This is a genomic window from Streptomyces sp. DG2A-72 (assembly GCF_030499575.1).
GTDB lineage: Bacteria > Actinomycetota > Actinomycetes > Streptomycetales > Streptomycetaceae > Streptomyces.
Genome location: NZ_JASTLC010000001.1, coordinates 1213329 through 1230460 on the forward strand (window position 1 = coordinate 1213329; position 17132 = coordinate 1230460).

General features: G+C 69.2%; 9 protein-coding genes and 2 pseudogenes. 8 read left to right on the forward strand and 3 right to left on the reverse strand.

Going from position 1 to position 17132, the window contains the following annotated elements; all coding sequences use genetic code 11:
- Positions 1-56: 56 nt before the first annotated feature.
- On the forward strand, positions 57-3587 hold the full coding sequence (locus tag QQY66_RS05830) for an indolepyruvate ferredoxin oxidoreductase family protein (RefSeq protein WP_301978007.1): 3531 nt from the start codon (positions 57-59) through the stop codon (positions 3585-3587).
- 172 nt (positions 3588-3759) lie between these two features.
- On the opposite strand, the gene QQY66_RS05835 is transcribed toward QQY66_RS05830, so the two are convergent.
- On the reverse strand, positions 3760-4476 hold the full coding sequence (locus tag QQY66_RS05835; RefSeq protein WP_301978008.1) for a FadR/GntR family transcriptional regulator: 717 nt from the start codon (positions 4474-4476) through the stop codon (positions 3760-3762).
- A gap of 184 nt (positions 4477-4660) precedes the next feature.
- Here QQY66_RS05835 and QQY66_RS05840 point away from each other — a divergent pair, with 184 nt between their 5' ends.
- From QQY66_RS05840 to QQY66_RS05870, 6 genes and pseudogenes are all read left to right on the forward strand, one after another.
- Positions 4661-6655, forward strand: coding sequence for a right-handed parallel beta-helix repeat-containing protein (locus QQY66_RS05840; RefSeq protein WP_301978009.1), 1995 nt, complete (start codon positions 4661-4663; stop codon positions 6653-6655).
- Between the two features lie 23 nt (positions 6656-6678).
- Positions 6679-7263, forward strand: a pseudogene (locus QQY66_RS05845) (RICIN domain-containing protein); the annotation flags it as partial.
- Positions 7264-7780: 517 nt separating this feature from the next.
- Positions 7781-8731, forward strand: coding sequence for an expansin EXLX1 family cellulose-binding protein (locus tag QQY66_RS05850; protein ID WP_301978010.1), 951 nt, complete (start codon positions 7781-7783; stop codon positions 8729-8731).
- A 194-nt stretch (positions 8732-8925) separates the two neighbouring features.
- Positions 8926-9958: pseudogene (locus tag QQY66_RS05860) on the forward strand (beta-galactosidase).
- A gap of 39 nt (positions 9959-9997) precedes the next feature.
- Positions 9998-11509, forward strand: coding sequence for a glycoside hydrolase family 43 protein (locus tag QQY66_RS05865; RefSeq protein WP_301978011.1), 1512 nt, complete (start codon positions 9998-10000; stop codon positions 11507-11509).
- A gap of 57 nt (positions 11510-11566) precedes the next feature.
- Positions 11567-13321 carry a cellulase family glycosylhydrolase gene (locus QQY66_RS05870; protein ID WP_301978012.1) on the forward strand — a complete coding sequence of 585 codons (1755 nt, stop codon included), beginning with the start codon at positions 11567-11569 and terminating at the stop codon, positions 13319-13321.
- Positions 13322-13388: 67 nt separating this feature from the next.
- Here QQY66_RS05870 and QQY66_RS05875 read toward each other — a convergent pair whose 3' ends face one another.
- Positions 13389-14369, reverse strand: a complete 981-nt coding sequence (locus QQY66_RS05875; protein WP_301978013.1) for a LacI family DNA-binding transcriptional regulator — start codon at positions 14367-14369, stop codon at positions 13389-13391.
- Positions 14370-14619: 250 nt separating this feature from the next.
- Here QQY66_RS05875 and QQY66_RS05880 point away from each other — a divergent pair, with 250 nt between their 5' ends.
- Complete coding sequence (locus tag QQY66_RS05880; RefSeq protein ID WP_301978014.1) at positions 14620-15756, forward strand: cellulose binding domain-containing protein; 1137 nt, start codon at positions 14620-14622, stop codon at positions 15754-15756.
- Positions 15757-15856: 100 nt separating this feature from the next.
- Here QQY66_RS05880 and QQY66_RS05885 read toward each other — a convergent pair whose 3' ends face one another.
- Entirely contained in the window at positions 15857-17107 is a 1251-nt protein-coding gene (locus QQY66_RS05885) for a cellulose binding domain-containing protein (protein ID WP_301987187.1), read from the reverse strand.
- Positions 17108-17132 lie beyond the last annotated feature (25 nt).

The following is a 17132-nucleotide window of genomic DNA, read 5'->3' on the forward strand; positions in this document are numbered from 1 at the left end:
CACGAGCAGGCGGGCGGGACCCTCAGCAGCCCCGGATTGTTGTGAGGAAGAGGACGATGACTGCATCCATCACCGAGACCGAGCAGCCAGGCGGCCGACGCTTCCGTCTGGACGACCGCTATCGCCGTGAGGAAGGCGTCGTGCACCTCTCCGGGATACAGGCTCTCGTCCGCGTTCTCCTGGACCGGTCCAGGCACGACCGTCTGAACGGACTGCACACAGCGACCTTCGTCTCGGGGTACGAGGGATCCCCCCTCGCCGGCTACGACATCGAGTTGGGCCGACGCGGGGCGTTGTTGCACGAGCACGACATCGTCCACAAACCGGGGCTGAACGAGGAGCTCGCGGCGACCGCCGTCATGGGCAGCCAGTTGGCCGGCCAGGTCGGCACCTCGCGGTGCGACGGCGTCGTGGGCATCTGGTACGGCAAGGCCCCCGGCCTCGACCGCGCCTCCGACGCCCTCCGCCACGCGAACCTGGTGGGAACCGGCCCCTCCGGCGGCGCCGTCGCGCTGGTCGGCGACGACCCGGGAGCCAAGTCATCCAGCGTGCCGTGTGCCAGCGAGGCGACGCTCGCGGACCTGGCGATTCCGACGCTCTACCCGGCCGATGCGCAGGATGTCCTCGACTTCGGGCTGCACGCGCAGTTCCTCTCCCGGTTCAGCGGCCTGTGGTCGGGCCTGAAGATCACTACCGCGGTGGCGGACGCGGCGTCCACGGCCGTCGTGGCGCGCGATCGGATCACGGTCACCGAGGGCGGCGCCGGCCCCAGCCCGCACAAGCCGAGCTCGATGCTCCTGGGCGCCAACCTCATGGCCCTCGAACGCAGCCTGCACGACATCCGCCTCCCTCGCGCCGCGGAGTACGCCCGGCTCAACGGCCTCAACCGCGTAGTCCAGCGCGGGCCGTCGGACAAAATCGGCATCCTGACATCCGGCAAGACCTATCTCGACGTCCGCGAGGCCCTCCGCATCATCGGCCTCACCGACAAAGACCTCGCACGGTACGGCATCAGGATCCTCAAGCTCGGCATGATCTTCCCCCTCGAACGCGACGCCATCATCGACTTCGCGACCGGTCTCGACCAGCTGGTCGTCGTCGAGGAGAAGCGGCCGTTCCTCGAAACCGCCGTCAAGGAGATCCTCTACCGCCGCCCCAACGCCCCGGTCGTCCACGGCAAACAGGACCAGGACGGGCGATCGCTGTTCAGTCGCTCAGGAGAGCTCGACGCGGACAGCATCGCGACCGGACTGTCCAGGGTGCTCGCTCCGCTCGGCATCGAAGCCGCCCGCGCATGGCGTCAGCGGCCCAAAACCCGTGCGGCGTTGGCGCTGCCGCTCCTGGCCCGCAGCCCGTACTACTGCTCGGGATGTCCGCACAACACCTCGACCACCGTCGGCGGGGACTCACTGGTAGGCGCCGGCATCGGCTGCCACTCCATGGTCGTGTTCATGGATCCCGTACAGGTCGGCTCGGTCGTCGGCATGACCCAGATGGGCGGGGAAGGGGCTCAGTGGATCGGAATGGAGCCGTTCGTCGACGCGGACCACTTCGTGCAGAACATCGGTGACGGCACCTTCATGCATTCGGGCAGCCTGGCCGTGCGGGCGGCGATCGCCGCGGGGGTGAACGTCACGTTCAAGCTGCTCTACAACGGAACGGTCGCCATGACCGGCGGGCAGGACGCCGTCGGCGCCCTCCCGGTCGACCGGCTCGCCGCCACGCTGCTGCACGAAGGCGTCGCCAAAGTGATCATCACGACGGAGGACAAGGCACGGGTACCCCGGGCCCGGCTGCCGAAGTCGGTGAAGGTTCTGGACCGGGCCGAGATCGAGGGAGCGCTGGCGGAGCTGAAGGCCACTGCCGGTGTCACGGTCCTCATCCATGACCAGGAATGCGCCGCCGAGAAACGGCGTGCGCGTCGGCGCGGCAAGGCCGAGGCGCCGACGACGCGAGTGTGGGTCAACGAGCGTATCTGCGAGGGCTGCGGTGACTGCGGCCGCAAGTCGAACTGTCTGTCGGTTCACCCGGTCTCGACCGAGTTCGGCCGCAAGACCATGATCGACCAGTCCTCGTGCAACCTGGACTACTCGTGCCTGGACGGCGACTGCCCGGCGTTCATGACCATCACGCCCGCAGGCAAGCCGAAGCGCGCCGGGCTTCCCGCCCTGGGGGCCACTGACATCGCCGAGCCGGCCCGCACGGCCGCAGCCGACTCCTTCGACATGCGGATCACCGGGATCGGGGGAACCGGCATCGTCACCATCTCGCAGGTGCTGGCGACCGCGGCCGTCATCGACGGCCGCCACGCCCGCAGCCTCGACCAGACCGGACTGGCCCAGAAGGGCGGCGCGGTCGTCTCCGACATCAAGATCACTGCGGATGCCGTCGAACAGGGCGCCAAGATCGCCGAGGGGCAGTGCGACCTCTATCTCGCGTGCGATCCGCTCGTCGCGACCGACCCGAAGTACCTCTCCGTAGCCTCCGCGGACCGCACCGTCGCCGTCATGACCACGACCGAGATACCCACCGGGCAGATGGTGGTCGACACCGCCGTCAGTTTCCCGGCTCCCGATGTCGTACGTCGTGCCGTCCACGATGCAGTGCGCCAGCTCATCGCTCTGGACTCCGGCGCGCTGGCCGAGCGGCTGTTCGACGACGAGCAGTACGCCAACATGCTGCTGGTGGGAGCCGCGTACCAGACCGGGCTGCTGCCGATGTCGGCTTCGGCCATCGAAGAGGCCATCGCCCTGAACGCAGTCGCCGTCGACCGCAATGTGCAGGCCTTCCGACGAGGCCGCCAGGCGGTCGCCCACCCCGAAGCGCTGAGTGCCGCGCTGGACGACCCGACGCTCCCAGACGTGGAACTGCGGCTGCCCGCCGGAACCACCGAACTCGTGGCGATGGTCTCCGACGACGAGGAATCGGAGCTGCATCGCCTCCTCACCGTGCGCGTGGCCGACCTCATCGACTACCAAGACAGGCGCTACGCCCGCGCCTACGTCGACTTCGTCCGGACGGCGGCGGCCACGGAGCGCGCTGCCGCCGTCGGCTCGACCGAGCTGACCGAGGCTGTCGCCCGCTATCTCCACAAGCTAATGGCGTACAAGGACGAATACGAGGTGGCGCGGCTCGCCCTCGATCCGGTCGTGGACGACCACATCACCGCAACATTTGGAAGCGCGAGCCGACGCGCCTACCGGCTCCATCCACCTGTTCTGCGAGCCGCGGGCTTGAAGAGGAAAGTCGCTCTGGGGAGCTGGTTCCTTCCGATCCTCCGCATGTTGCGTGCGCTGCGGCGCGTTCGAGGGACCCGCCTTGATCTGTTCGGACTTCAGCACATGCGACGCATTGAGCGTGAGCTCGTCGATGAGTACCGCGAGTCGATCAACGCCGCGCTCGCGCTCTTGACCGAGGAGAACCTGGCCGAGGTCCGCCGGCTCGCGGAGCTACCGGATGTCGTTCGCGGATACGAAGGCGTCAAACTCGCGACCGTCGAGCGCTACCGTGCCGAGAAGGCACGCACACTTCATGAGCTGCAGGAGAGCGCGGATCCCGTCTCGACAGGTACCGGGCAGGACTGTTGAACTCGGTGGCACAGCGAGTGCCGGTGCCAGGCGCGCCTCCGACGCATGGTCTTGGGCACACGCCCCTGCGCCGGACGTCGGTTTTGAGGGAGCGGTGACCTCTACCTGCGCAGGGCCATCGCGGCAGGCTCTCCTTGAGAACGCGGGAGTACGGTCGTGAGCCGTGTGGCTGTCAGATGGGCCGAGGCAGAGAGAGGGGTTCGCCGGAGCGCAGGTGTTCCCTCAGCCACTGCTCGGTGTTGCTCACGTGGAGCAGTGCGGCGGCCTGGCTGAGGGCGGCGTCACGGGTGGACAGTGCGTTGAAGATCGCCTCGTGCTCGGCGAGAGTGCGGCCCGCGGCCTTGTCGTCGACGAGACCGCGCCAGATGCGGGCGCGCAGGGTGCGGCCGGAGATCCCTTCCAGGAGGGTGAGGAGGGTCTCGTTGCCCGTGGCCGCGACGACGGCGCGGTGGAAGGCGGCGTCGTGCGCGTTGAGCTGTTCGACGTCGTCGCAGGCCTCGCGCATGGCGTCCAAGTGCCGCTTCACCTCGGCCAGTTGGGCGTCGGAGATTCGGTTGGCGGCAAGTGCCGTGGCCATCGGTTCGAGGAGCCGCCGTACCTCCATGAGGTCCTGCAGGGCGACCGAGTCGCCCTGCAGCAGTTCCACCGCGCCGCCGAGCCCCTCCAGCAGCAGGCTCGGCTGGAGGCTGGTCACATATGTGCCGTCGCCCCGCCGGACCTCCAGGACCCGCGCGACGGCCAGCGCCTTGACCGCTTCCCGGGCGAGGTTGCGGGAGAGCCCCAGCTGAGCGGCCAGGTCCGGCTCCGGTGGAAGCTTCGAGCCCGGCGGCAGGGCACCGGTCCGGATCAGCTCACGCAACTGCTCGATGGCCTTGTCCGTCAGTGACACCGCTCATCCCTCCCTCCCCCCACTGTGCCCCGCGAGCACGTCCGACCTGATCAGCCCCCGAGTGACGTTGATGATACTGGGATGCCGGCATTCCGACTTTGGTCGACGATGCCGCTACCTCAGGACGACTGCGCACCATCTCGTGCTGCCCCCAGGGTGGAACTCCGTACATCGAGGAGGCAGCATGGCGATCTTCCGTACACGGACAAGAGCAGGCGTCGTGACGCAGGCGGCGGTGGCGATCGGGCTCTCGATGGCGGCCGTGCCGTCTCCGGCGGCGGCCTTACCGGCCCAAACGGCGACTCCCACGCAGCTGTACGTCGCTCCCTGGGGCAAGGACTCCTGGCCCGGCACCCTGGACCGGCCCTTCGCCACACCGGCACGCGCGCAACAGGCCGTACGCGCCCGGGCTCCGCGAATGACGTCGGACCTGGTGGTGAACCTGCGCGGCGGGACGTACCACCTGAAGGCGCCGCTGCGCCTGTCGGAGGCCGCGGGGGACTCCGGCCGGGGCGGCCACCGGGTGATCTACCAGGCGTACGGCCACGGGACACCGCGACAGGAGCAGGTGACGATCAGTGGCGGCCGTCAGATCTCCGAGTGGCGGCCGGACCGACGGCTCAGGGGATTCTGGCGCGCGGACGTGGGCGGGCTCGAGACCCGCCAGCTCTACGTCGAGGACCGGCGCGCCACGCGGCTCACGCGCGACGGTACGGGCTTCCCGGGCACGCTGAAGACAACCAGGACCGGTTACGTCACCACCAGTACCGTCCCCCGAACCTGGCGGAACCCCGGTGACATCGAGTTCGTCTACCGATCCGGCTATGTCGAGGGCCGCTGCGGAGTCGCGGGGGTCTCCGGCAGCGCCCGCCGGACCACCATCACCATGGACCAGCCGTGCTGGGATCTGGCCCAGGAGCTGTACGGGGGCCCGGAGTTGCTCGAAGCGCCGAACAGTGTGGAGAACTCCCCCAGCTTCGCAGCCAAGCCCGGCAGCTGGTATCTCGACCGTTCCCGGCCCGGACACCACGAGCTGCTCTACTTCCCCCGGCCCGGACAGGACATGCGCCGGGCCAGGGTGGTCGCCCCGGTCCTGGAGAACCTGGTCACCGGCACCGGCCGTCCCGGCCGTCCCCTCCACGACATCGGCTTCCGCGGCCTGACGTTCGCCTACGCCACCTGGCTGGCGCCCAGCGAACCCGCCGGGTTTCCCGCCGCGTGGAGCATGTACCTGCGGCCCGGGGAGGGCGACGACGCGAGGCTGCTCACGGTTCCCGGCGCAGTCGCCTTCCGCACCGCCGAGCGGATCACCTTCGAGGGCAACCGTTTCACCCACCTGGGCGCCCAGGCGCTGGAGTTGTCCGAGAACAGCTCGTACAACGTCGTCGACGGCAACGTCATCAGCGACGTCTCCGACGGCGGCATCCTGATGGGGGTGGTCCCGCCCGACCAGAAGGGGACCAACCGCGGCAACCGGATCACCAACAACTGGATCCACCACATCGGCGCGGAGTACCACGCGGCCTCCGGCATCTGGGACACCGCGACCCAGGAGACCACCATCGCGCACAACCAGGTCAACGACGTGCCCTACACCGGCATCCTCTCCGGGCCCAGCGACGACCTGCGGGGCATCATGCGCCGCAACCGCATCCTCGACAACCGCATTTTCGCGACGAACCGGCTCCTCGAGGACGGAGGCGGTATCTACCTGCGCGGCGAACAGGGCAGCTCCTTCGCCGACGGGGCCGTCATCAGCGGCAACGCGGTGACCGACAGCAAGTACGGCGTCTGGAACGTCGGGATCTACACCGACGACAGCACCAACTGGGTCACCGTGGAGGGCAACACGGTCTACGACTACGTCGCCTCCATCGGCGGCTGCAGCGAGGAATGGGGTAACCGCCCCGTCCAGAACGTGCGCTACCGCGGCAACTTCTGGGACGACGCCGTGCCCGAATGGCTCGAACGACGGGAGTTCCCCGGAGCCTGGCCACCGGCCGACGAGCAGAACCCGCAGGAGGGGTGCGGAGACCCCCACCGCCTCGCCTTCACCGACAACACCCTGCTGCCTCCCCGCAACCCCGGCCCGGCCTGCGCCACCAACACCGCCTGCGCCGCCGTCCTGGCGAACGCCGGACCTCTCCCGTCCCACCGCCAGCGCTTGGGCATGCCATGACGGAAGGGTCGCCCGACAGCAGCAAGACCCTCGGCTCGGACCGGATCAACCTCTCGTCACTGACCTCGGTGAAGCTGCTCGGCACCACCGCCGGCACTTACATCGACCTGCCCACGCCGGCCCAGAACACGTCCGGCCTCACGGTCACCCTGCCCAACAACCAGATCACCTCGCTGAGGGTCCGGTTCAACCCGGCGACGTGCTTCCGGATCACCAACGCCACCAACGGACTCGCCCTGGACAGCGGCGGCAACGTGGCCTCCGGGTCGAACCTCAAGCAGTGGACCTGGGACGGCAGTTCCAACCTGCAATGGCAGGCGGAGGCGGTCTCAGGCGGCTACTACAGGCTGGTCAACCGCACGAACGGCCTGGTCGCCGACGGCTGGGGCGCCACCGCCGACGGCTCAGCCGCCAGACAGGCCCCCTGGAACGGTGGCACCAACCAGCAGTGGACGATCACCCACCGGGGCGGCGACCGCTATTCGATCGCCAACCGCACAACCGGTCTGGTCCTCGACGGCGGCGGCAAGGTCGACTCGGGCTCCGTCACGAAGCAGTGGACGTACGGCAGCAGCACCAACCTGCTGTGGACCTACACTGCCCTCTGATCCTCGGGACGTACGGTCACCAAGCCGCAGGACCACAGGCCGTACGGCAGACCGTGGAACTGACGGTGCAGGCGTTGTGGAGCAGAAGGGTGATCTTCACGGGTCTCGTCACTCGCTCATGGCGCCGATGAATATGGCGGCAGTCCTCCACCCGGTGCCGGAAGCACGGGGGCGGAGCGACCAGGACACGGAAGTCCGGTCCTGGCTGAGGGAGTTCCAGCGAGCGGCGTAGACCTGGTCCCGTTCATTCACGTACTCCTCGTGGGCTTGACCTGCACCTCCATCCCATCGCCGGCCACTCTCGTTTTCACCCCGCCGACCAGCGGGGGCCACCCCCGCCGACAGGCCGGACTCGGCCATCCCGGAGAACGACCCGCACCACCCCGGCGGTTGACGCGCGCGACCGTGCCCGGGCCGGCTGCGCCTCACCGTTCCTTGCGAAATCGTCGGCAACCCTTTCGGCTTCGGTGGTCACTGAGCAGTGCACCATCGGCTCGATCTTCCGAACGGACGGGTAATGAAGACATCGAGACAGGCCGCACGGCAGCGCAGGCAAAGGCGCAGGCTCGTGTTGGGCGCCACCTTGGCGGTGACCGCCGTGAGCGTTCTCGCCTACCTGGTCATGGCGTTGCCGCCCGACCGCAAGACCGATGCGGGGCCTACCGCGGCAACGCCCATCACCACCACCCAAGAGGCAGCCACCGCGACCGGGACGGCCACTCCGACCGCGACAGCGAAACCGACTGCGACCGACACCCCGTCCCCCACGCGCAGTGCGACCACCGCGGCAGCCCGACCGTCACCGAAAGCCACCCCTCGGCCTCCGCGAACGGAAGCCGGCACGGCATCGTCGACAGGACGCATTCAGCCGAAGACCACCTACCAAGGGGTCGCCACCGCCTACGAGGCCGCCGACGGAGACGGCGCCTGTCTGTTCGGCCCGAGTCCCGACCTCATGATCGCGGCGATGAACACCACGGACTACGAGACGTCCAGGGCGTGCGGTGCGTACGTGCTCGTCCGCGCGGCCAACGGCAAGTCGATCACGGTACGGATCACCAACGAATGCCCCCTGCCCTGCGCACCCGGGCAAATCGACCTCAGCCAACAGGCCTTCGCCAAACTCGCCGACCTCAAGGTCGGCCGGATCCCCATCACCTGGCAGCTGCTGAGCCCCAGCACGTCCGACACGATCTCCATCAGGTACAAGACCGGGTCCAGCCCCTATTGGTGCGGCATCCAGGCGATCGGCCACCGGAATCCGGTAGCGGGCCTGGAGGTCCGGACGAGCGACGGCTGGCGGCAGTTGCCGCGCACCGAATACAACTACTTCATCTCCGCCAACGGCAGCGGCTGCGGCAGCTCGATCAGAATCACGGACATCTACGGAGAACGGCTCACCATCACCGGAATCGCGGTGCGGCCGAACGTCGTGCAACCGACCGGGGTGCAGTTCGCCCGGCGCTGATCCCGCCGTCCTCGTGTGCACGTGAATTGTCGAAGCGCATCGACGCCCACCCGCTGCCCCTGTTTAACGGTCAATTGACCGCTGGCAAAGAAACTTTCCTTGCGTTCAAGCTCTTGTTTCGCAAAAAACAAGTCCGTTACCTTCCCCATCAAGTGAAGCGCTTCGACAACTCCGAGGGAAGGGCCGTAACCGTCATGACGGAACGCAGCATCACCGACGGCCTGGGCGGCCTCGCCTCCGGCGGTGATTACTCATGCGCCGGGCCAGGGTCAACCTGGCCACTCTCGGCGTCTTTTCCTGGGCCATGCTCGAACCGGAGCAGGGGCGCTACGACTTCGCCTGGTTCGGCGCCCACATCGAACGCCTGCACGCGAACGGCGTGGCCGTCGACCTCGCCACGCCGACGGCCTCCCCGCCGCCCTGGTACGGCAGCCGCGACACCTACTGCCTCGCCTCGCCCGCCTACCGCAGCGCGGCCCGCCGGATCGCCTCCGCGCTGGCCGAACGGTACGGCGACCATCCCGCGCTCGCGCTGTGGCACGTGCACAACGACCTGCCCGACGAGGCGTTCTTCCGCCGCGACGGCGTCCGCGTCACGGAGGCCGGCCGACACCACCTGGACCTGCGCCACCCGGCCGCCCGCGCCCACCCCGGCGAGACCCCGGACGCCGGCCTGCTCGGCCACAACCGGGCGCACCTCGACTGGCTCGACGGCATCCTCGACCGGTACCCGCACCTGGTGGCGGAGAACTGCGCCTCCGGCGGCATGCGCTGGGACCACGCCATGCTGTCCCGGCTGCAACTGCAGTCGCGCTCCTCGGCCGCATCCATCTCTCCGGCGGCCTGCCGGAGCTGGGACCCGAGGCCCGCAAACTGGTCCACGAAGCGGTCGCCACGTACAAGACCATCCGCGCCGACCTGCCCCGGGCCGTGCCGTCCCGGCCACTGGGGCTGCCCGGCTGGGACGACCTCTGGATCGCTCTCGCCCTGCACACCCCCGCCACCACCTACCTCACCGTCTGGCGCCGCCGGGGCGGTGAGGCCACCACCACCCTCCGGCTGTCCGAGCGGGCGGGCAGCGCAGCGCGTTTCGAGGTGCTGTACCCCGCCGCATGTCAGGCCGTTGCCGTCTGGAACGCGGACACGGCCGACCTCACCGTGACCCTGCCCACCGCGCCGTCCGCGGCGCTGCTCCGCATCACCCGCACGGAGCCGGACGCTCTCTGAGCGCCGCCCTGCCGCGCACCGACGAAAGGACGACCAAGGGTGCCCGCTCAGAACCGGCCCGCCCGCGCCGCCAACCCCGTACTCCCCGGCTTCCACCCCGACCCGAGCGTCTGCCGGGTCGGCGACGACTACTACCTCGCCTGCTCCAGCTTCGAGTACTTCCCCGGCGTACCCCTCTTCCACAGCCGTGACCTGGTGCACTGGCGGCAGATCGGCAACGTACTGGACCGGCCGGAGCAGTTGCGTCTGCCGGCCTCCATGCCGTCCTCGGGCGGCATCTACGCCCCCACCCTGCGCCATCACGACGGCCGTTTCTGGCTGATCGTCACCAACACCCGGGAGGGCGGCGGCAACCTGATCGTCACGGCGACCGACCCGGCCGGACCATGGTCGGATCCGGTCCCGGCACCAGGCGTGCCCGGTATCGATCCCGACCTGGCCTGGGACGAGGACGGCACCTGCTGGTGCACGGTCGCCGGGGTGTCGCAGGTTCGCATCGACCCGTCCACCGGACAGACGTACGGCACACCGCACAAGCTCTGGTCCGGCGGCCCCGGCGCCAAGGCCCCGGAGGCGCCGCACCTGTACCGGATCGGCGACCACTGGTACCTGCTCATCGCCGAGGGCGGCACCGAACGCGGCCACGGCGTGTCGATCGCCCGCGGCCGTACGCCGACCGGCCCGTTCGAGCCGTGCCCGGCCAACCCGATCCTCACCCACCGCGGCACCGACCACCCCGTGCAGAACACCGGCCACGCGGACCTGGTCCAAGGCCCCGACGGCTCCTGGTGGATGGTCTTCCTCGGCGTACGACCGCGCGGCGGCACCCCCGGCTGGCACGTGCTCGGCCGAGAGACGTTCCTGGCCCCCGTGACCTGGGAGGACGGCTGGCCGGTCGTCGGCGAGGTCACCTCGGACCTGTCCGCGCTCCCCTGGCCGCTCTCCCCCGCGCCCGCCGAGGAACGGCGCGACGACTTCGAGCTCAGCGAACTCGGGCCGACCTGGATCTCCGTGCGGGACCGCCCCGCCGAGCTCTGCACCACCAAGGAGCGCCCCGGCTGGCTGACGCTCCGCGCGCGGGGCGGCTCCCTGGACGAGCCCGACGTGGTGTTCGTCGGACGGCGTCAGCAGCACCTCACCTGCCGGGCACGCGCCCTGGTCGACCCGGAGCAGGGGCGCGGCGGCCTCGCCGTCCGGCTGGACGAGCGGCACCACTACGCGATCGAGGCGTCCGGGACGGACGTACGGGTGATCGCGCGCGTCGGCTCCCTGCGCACGGTGGTGGCCGAACGCTCCGTACCCGCCGGGCCACTGGTCCTCGCCCTCACCGTCACGGACCCATCGCCGCCGCACGGACCGTGCACCGGACCCGACGTCGTCTCCCTCGGCATCGAACAACCCGACGGCACGTTCACCGAGTTCGCGGCCCTCGACGGCCGCTACCTGTCGACCGAGGTCGCCGGCGGCTTCACCGGCCGGGTCATCGGCATGTACGCCAGCGCAGGCACCGTCCACTTCGACTGGTTCGACTACGAGCCCCTCGAAGGCTGAACCGACCGAACGGCACGACCGAAACCGAAGGGCACGACCGACCGAAAGGGACGACATATGAAGGACATACGGCACCCCGCACACCACCGCAGCCGCGCCCCCGGCCGCCTGGCCTCTCTGCTCCTGGTGCTCGCCGTCATGCTGGGACTGGCAGGCGGCACCTCGACCGCCGCCACCGACGCCGCGGCGGAGCCGACACGGTCCACCGTCAGAGTTCCGGCCCGCGCCATGGACGCCGTCGCCGCGATGCAGCCCAGCTGGAACCTGGGCAACACGCTGGACGCCATTCCCAACGAGGACTCCTGGGGCAACGGGCAGACCAGCAAAGCGACGTTCGAGAAGATCGCCAAGGACGGGTTCCGCAGCGTCCGCATCCCGGTGACCTGGACCGACCACCAGTCCGCTACCGCGCCGTACACCATCGACGCCACCTACATGGCCCGCGTCAAGCAGCTCGTCGGCTGGGCGCTGGACAGCGGCCTGTACGTCGTGCTCAACGTCCACCACGACTCGTGGCAGTGGGTCGAGAAGATCACGAGCGACCACGACAACGTGATGGCCCGGTTCAACTCCACCTGGTCCCAGATCTCCACGACCTTCCGTGACGCGCCGCGCACTCTGGTCTTCGAGGGCATCAACGAGCCGAGCTTCGCCGGCGCCACGGATGCGCAGAAGTTCCAGTACCTGAGGGAGCTGCAGACCTCGTTCCACTCCCTGGTCCGCGCCTCGGGCGGCGCGAACGCGAACCGCCTGCTGAGCTTGACCACGCCGGCCGGCAGCCCCGACCAGGCCTTCATGGACGACCTGTACAAGACGATCACCTCGCTGAACGACGATCAGCTCGTGGCGCAGGTGCACTTCTACAGCTGGTACCCGTTCAGCGTGAACGTCGCGGGCGGCACCCACTACGACGCCACCGCGCAGAAGTTCCTGGACGACACCTTCGCCAACATGCACAACACCTTCGTCGCCAAGGGCATCCCGCTCTACATCGGCGAGTACGGCCTGCTCGACTGGCCCAACCACTTCCACCCCTCCCGCGTCGAGCGGGGCGAGGCGCTGAAGTACTTCGAGCATGTGGGGTACACGGCGCGCAAGTACGGCCTCACCACCGCCCTGTGGGACCCGTTCGCCTACCTGAACCGCGACACCCTCCAGTGGCGTGACCCGGCCCTGATGAACTGGATCAAGTCGAGCTGGACCACCCGCTCGGGCACGGCCTCCTTCGACAAGGTCTTCGTGCCGAAGTCCAGCCCGGTCACCGCCAAGTCGCTCACCCTGAACCTCAACGGCACCAAGTTCCGAGGGGTGTGGCAGGGCGACACGAAGCTGACCGCGGGACGGGACTACACCGTCTCCGGCAACCGGCTGACCTTCACCGCCACAGCGCTGACCCGCCTGGTCGGCAACCGCGAGTACGGCGTCAATTCGACGCTCCAGGCTCGGTTCACCAGTGGGCTGCCCTGGAACATCGGCATCGTCACCAACGATGTTCCGGTGCTGTCGGACGCCACCGGCACCACCGACTCGTTCATCATTCCCACCCAGTACCGGGGCAACGACCTGGCGACGATGCACGCCACGTACGCCGACGGCACCAACGCCGGCCCGACCGACTGGACGCCGTTCCAGGAGTTCAACAAGGCCTTCTCGCCTGACTATCCGAACGGCACGATCATCCTGACCCCCGAGTTCCTCAAGACGCTCCGCGAGGGGGAACCGGCGACACTGGCCTTCCACTTCTACAGCGGCAGCACCGTCACGTACCACGTCACGAAGTCCGGCAGCTCGGTCACCGGCACAGTCTCCTGACCGACTGACCGCCCCTTGCCCTGGTTGCCCTCCCCGGCAACCAGGGCACACGTGTCCACAGGCTCCCTCACTCCTCCTTCGGCGGAGCCGTGCTTTCCCGGACGGTGAGGGTGGTCGCGATCTCCAGTCCCACCTGCGGCACTTCCTCACCGCGGCCGAGCGCCAGAGCCAGCTCGGTGGCGGCCACCGCCATCTCGGCCAGCGGCTGATGGACCGTGGTCAGGGGCGGATCCATCCAGGCCACGGCCGGTACGTCGTCGAAACCCACCACGCTGAGATCGTGCGGGATGCGCAGGCCCAGCTCGCGCGCGGCCTGGTAGACACCGAGCGCCTGCATGTCGTTGGCGGTGAACACGGCGGTGGGGCGGCCGGGGCGGGTGAGCAACCCCCGTGCCGCGGCGTACCCGTGCTCGCGCGTGAGCTGCGTCTTCACCACCAGGCCGGCTTCCGTCGGCAGTCCGGCTTCCGCGAGAGCGGAACAGTAGCCGGACAGCCGTGCGAGGCAGAAGGAGTGGTCAGGTCCGCTGATCATGGCGATGCGCCGGTGCCCCAGGTCGACCAGATGCCGGGTCGCCGCCTGACCGCCCCTCCAGTTCGTGGCACCCACGAACGGAACGTCGTCGGGCAGCTCGTCGATCGGGTCGAAGACGACGAACGGGATGCCCTTCGCCGCCAGTTGGTCCCGCTCGGCTTCGGAGAGCTGCGCGACCGAGAGGACACATCGAGGGCGCCTGCCGACCGTGTCGTCCATGGTCATGCCCACGGTGTCGTGGAGACCGAACTCCGACACCAGCACACCGATCCGGTTCCTGCGGGCCACGCGCTCGACACCGCGGATGATCTCCACGGCCCACATGCTCTCCAGCTCGCGGAACACGAGCTCCACCAGGTTGCTCCGGCTCTTCGGAGGCTTGCGGTAACCGTGCTGATGGATCAGTTCCTCGACGCGGGCCCGGGTCTCGTCCGACACCCCCGACCGGCCGTTGAGCACCTTCGACACGGTGGGCACGGAGACGCCCGCGGACTCGGCGATGTAAGCGATCGTCACCGATGCGGGTCCCCCGCCGCGCTCTGAGTGGTCCTCCGTCGAAGGTCTTCCCGCTCGGTTGTCCGGCACAGTCGCCTTTCCCATCCCCTCGCCTGCTGCCGCCACCATTCTCACAGCCTGCGGAGGAACCGGCACAGTGCGTTGGACACAGCCCCGACGAGGAGGGTTGTCATGGGCATGCACGCGCCCTACAGTCCGCCGGAGACAGCTCATGGGAGCGCTCCCAGTCGCCTCCGAAAGAGGGTTCACCATGCGACCGTTACCGCACCTTCCCCGCACCGTGCGCGGCACATGGGGCGCGCTCGCCACCGCGCTCGTCACCGCGCTCGCCACCGTCGCCGCGCTCTTCGCCGCCACACCCCCGGCCCAGGCCGACACCACCGTCTGCGAACAGTTCGGCTCGACCGTCATCCAGGGGCGATACGTCGTCCAGAACAACCGCTGGGGCACCAACGACCCCCAGTGCGTCACCGCCACCGACACCGGCTTCCGGCTCACCCGGGCCGACGGTTCCGTGCCCACCAACGGCGCGCCGAAGTCGTACCCGTCCCTCTTCAACGGCTGCCACTACACCAACTGCTCGCCGGGGACCAACCTCCCCGCGCAGCTCTCCGGCATCTCCAGCGCACCGAGCAGCATTTCGTACGGCTATGTCGGCGACGCCGTGTACAACGCCTCGTACGACATCTGGCTGGACCCGACGCCCCGCACCGACGGCGTGAACCGGACCGAGATCATGATCTGGTTCAACAAGGTGGGCCCGATCCAGCCCATCGGCTCCCAGGTCGGCACGGCCACCGTCGGCGGACGCACCTGGCAGGTGTGGTCGGGCAGCAACGGCTCCAACGACGTGCTGTCCTTCGTCGCCCCGTCGGCGATCGACAGTTGGAGCTTCGACGTGATGGACTTCGTCCGGCAGGCCGTGGCCCGCGGACTGGCGCAGAGCAACTGGTACTTGACCAGCGTTCAGGCCGGTTTCGAACCCTGGCAGAACGGCACCGGGCTGACCGTGAACTCGTTCTCGTCGACCGTCGACACGGGTGGTGGACCGGGCGGCCCGGGTGGCGCCACGACCTGCGCGGTGTCGTACGCCACGAACGTGTGGCAAGGGGGCTTCACCGCGGACGTCACCGTCGCCAACACCGGTTCGGCACCCGTCGACGGCTGGCGCCTCGCCTTCGCTCTGCCCTCCGGCCAGCAGATCACCAGCGCCTGGAACGCCTCCGTCTCCCCGTCCTCGGGATCCGTCACGGCGAGCGGCCTGGCGCACAACGCGAGCATCGCCCCCGGCGGCAGCCGGACGTTCGGGTTCCAGGGCACCTACAGCGGCGCCTTCGCCGCGCCGGGCGGGTTCAGCCTGAACGGGACCGCCTGCACCAGGACGTGACGTGACGGGCGCCGGATGCCCGCGTGCCGTCCGGCGCCATGACAGCCATCCGCGGCGACGGCCCTCGCCGCGGATGGCGTCAAGAAGGCAGACCGTCTGCTCAACTCCCCGTGCCAGCACAGGCAGTGCCGTTGAGGGTGTAGGAGGTGGGCGGGGCGGTGTTCCCGGTGTGGGCTGCCTGGAAGCCGATGTCGACCGAAGCGCCTGGAGCGATGGTGGCGTTGTGGGAGACGTTCCTGGCCGTCACCCGGCCCGAGGCGGCCGAGTAGTCCGCGTTCCAGCCGGAGGTGATGGTCTGGCCGTCGGGCAGGGCGAAGACCAGGGACCAGCCGTCGATCGCGATGGTGCCTGTGTTGGTGATGGTGATGCTCGACGTCAGGCCGGTGTTCCAGGCGCTGACCGTGCCGGTGACCCGGCAGGTCGGCGTCCCCGGTGACGGGTTGGAGTTCTGGAACTGCGTGAAGAACTTCCAGACCTCCTGCGGCACCCAGGTCCTGGAGCCGCTGTCACCGCGGGCCCCGTCCTGCGGAGCGGCGATGTGCCCTTCGTCGAACGCGGCCCAGGCGACCGGATGCCCGGCCGAGCAGCCCGAGTAGGTGGTGACCCGGTGCGTCAGGCTGCCCTGCGCCGGCTCCGGCGGGTTCTGCGGAGTGCAGCCGTTGTTCCTGACGAACCTGTCCCGCAACGCCCGTCCGCCGGAGATGCCGAGGACGCTGTCTCTGAGGCCGTGCACTCCGAGGTAGGCGATCGGCTGGGTGCCGCCGCTGCATCCGCTGAGCTGTCCGCCGCCCAGGACCGCGACCGCGCGGAAGACCGTCGCGCGGGAACACGCGAGGGCGTACGACATGGCGCCGCCGTAGCTGAATCCCAGAGCGAAGCGCTGTGCCGTGTCGACGCACAGGTCCGCCTCGATCCGCCTGATCATGTCGTCGACGAAGGTGACGTCTTCCCCGCCGGCATTGGCCCAGCCGTTGTTGAGGCCTTGGGGCGCGACGAAGATGGTGCTGTTGTTCGCAAGTCGCTGGAGCCCGTAGTAGGCCCAGGTGCCCGTTTCCACGGTGCGGCCCGTGGCGACGTCGGTGGAGGTGCCGCCCAGCCAGTGGAACCCGAAGACCAGCCGGTGGGGACGGTTGCGGTCGTAGCCGTCCGGAATCCGCAGGATGAAGCTCCGGTTCTTGCCGCCGCTCTGGATCGTGTGCGTACCGCTCGTCAGGGTGGGGGCCTTGCCGCATCCGGGGGTGTCGGCAGCGGTGCCGACGGTTGCGGCAGCCGTGCCGGAGGCCGCGACCGGCGTGTTCTCGCGGTGGCCACTGCCCAGCGCCGTGCCTCCCATGGTCAGGACGAGCAGCACCGCGAGCACGGGGGGCCATAAATGG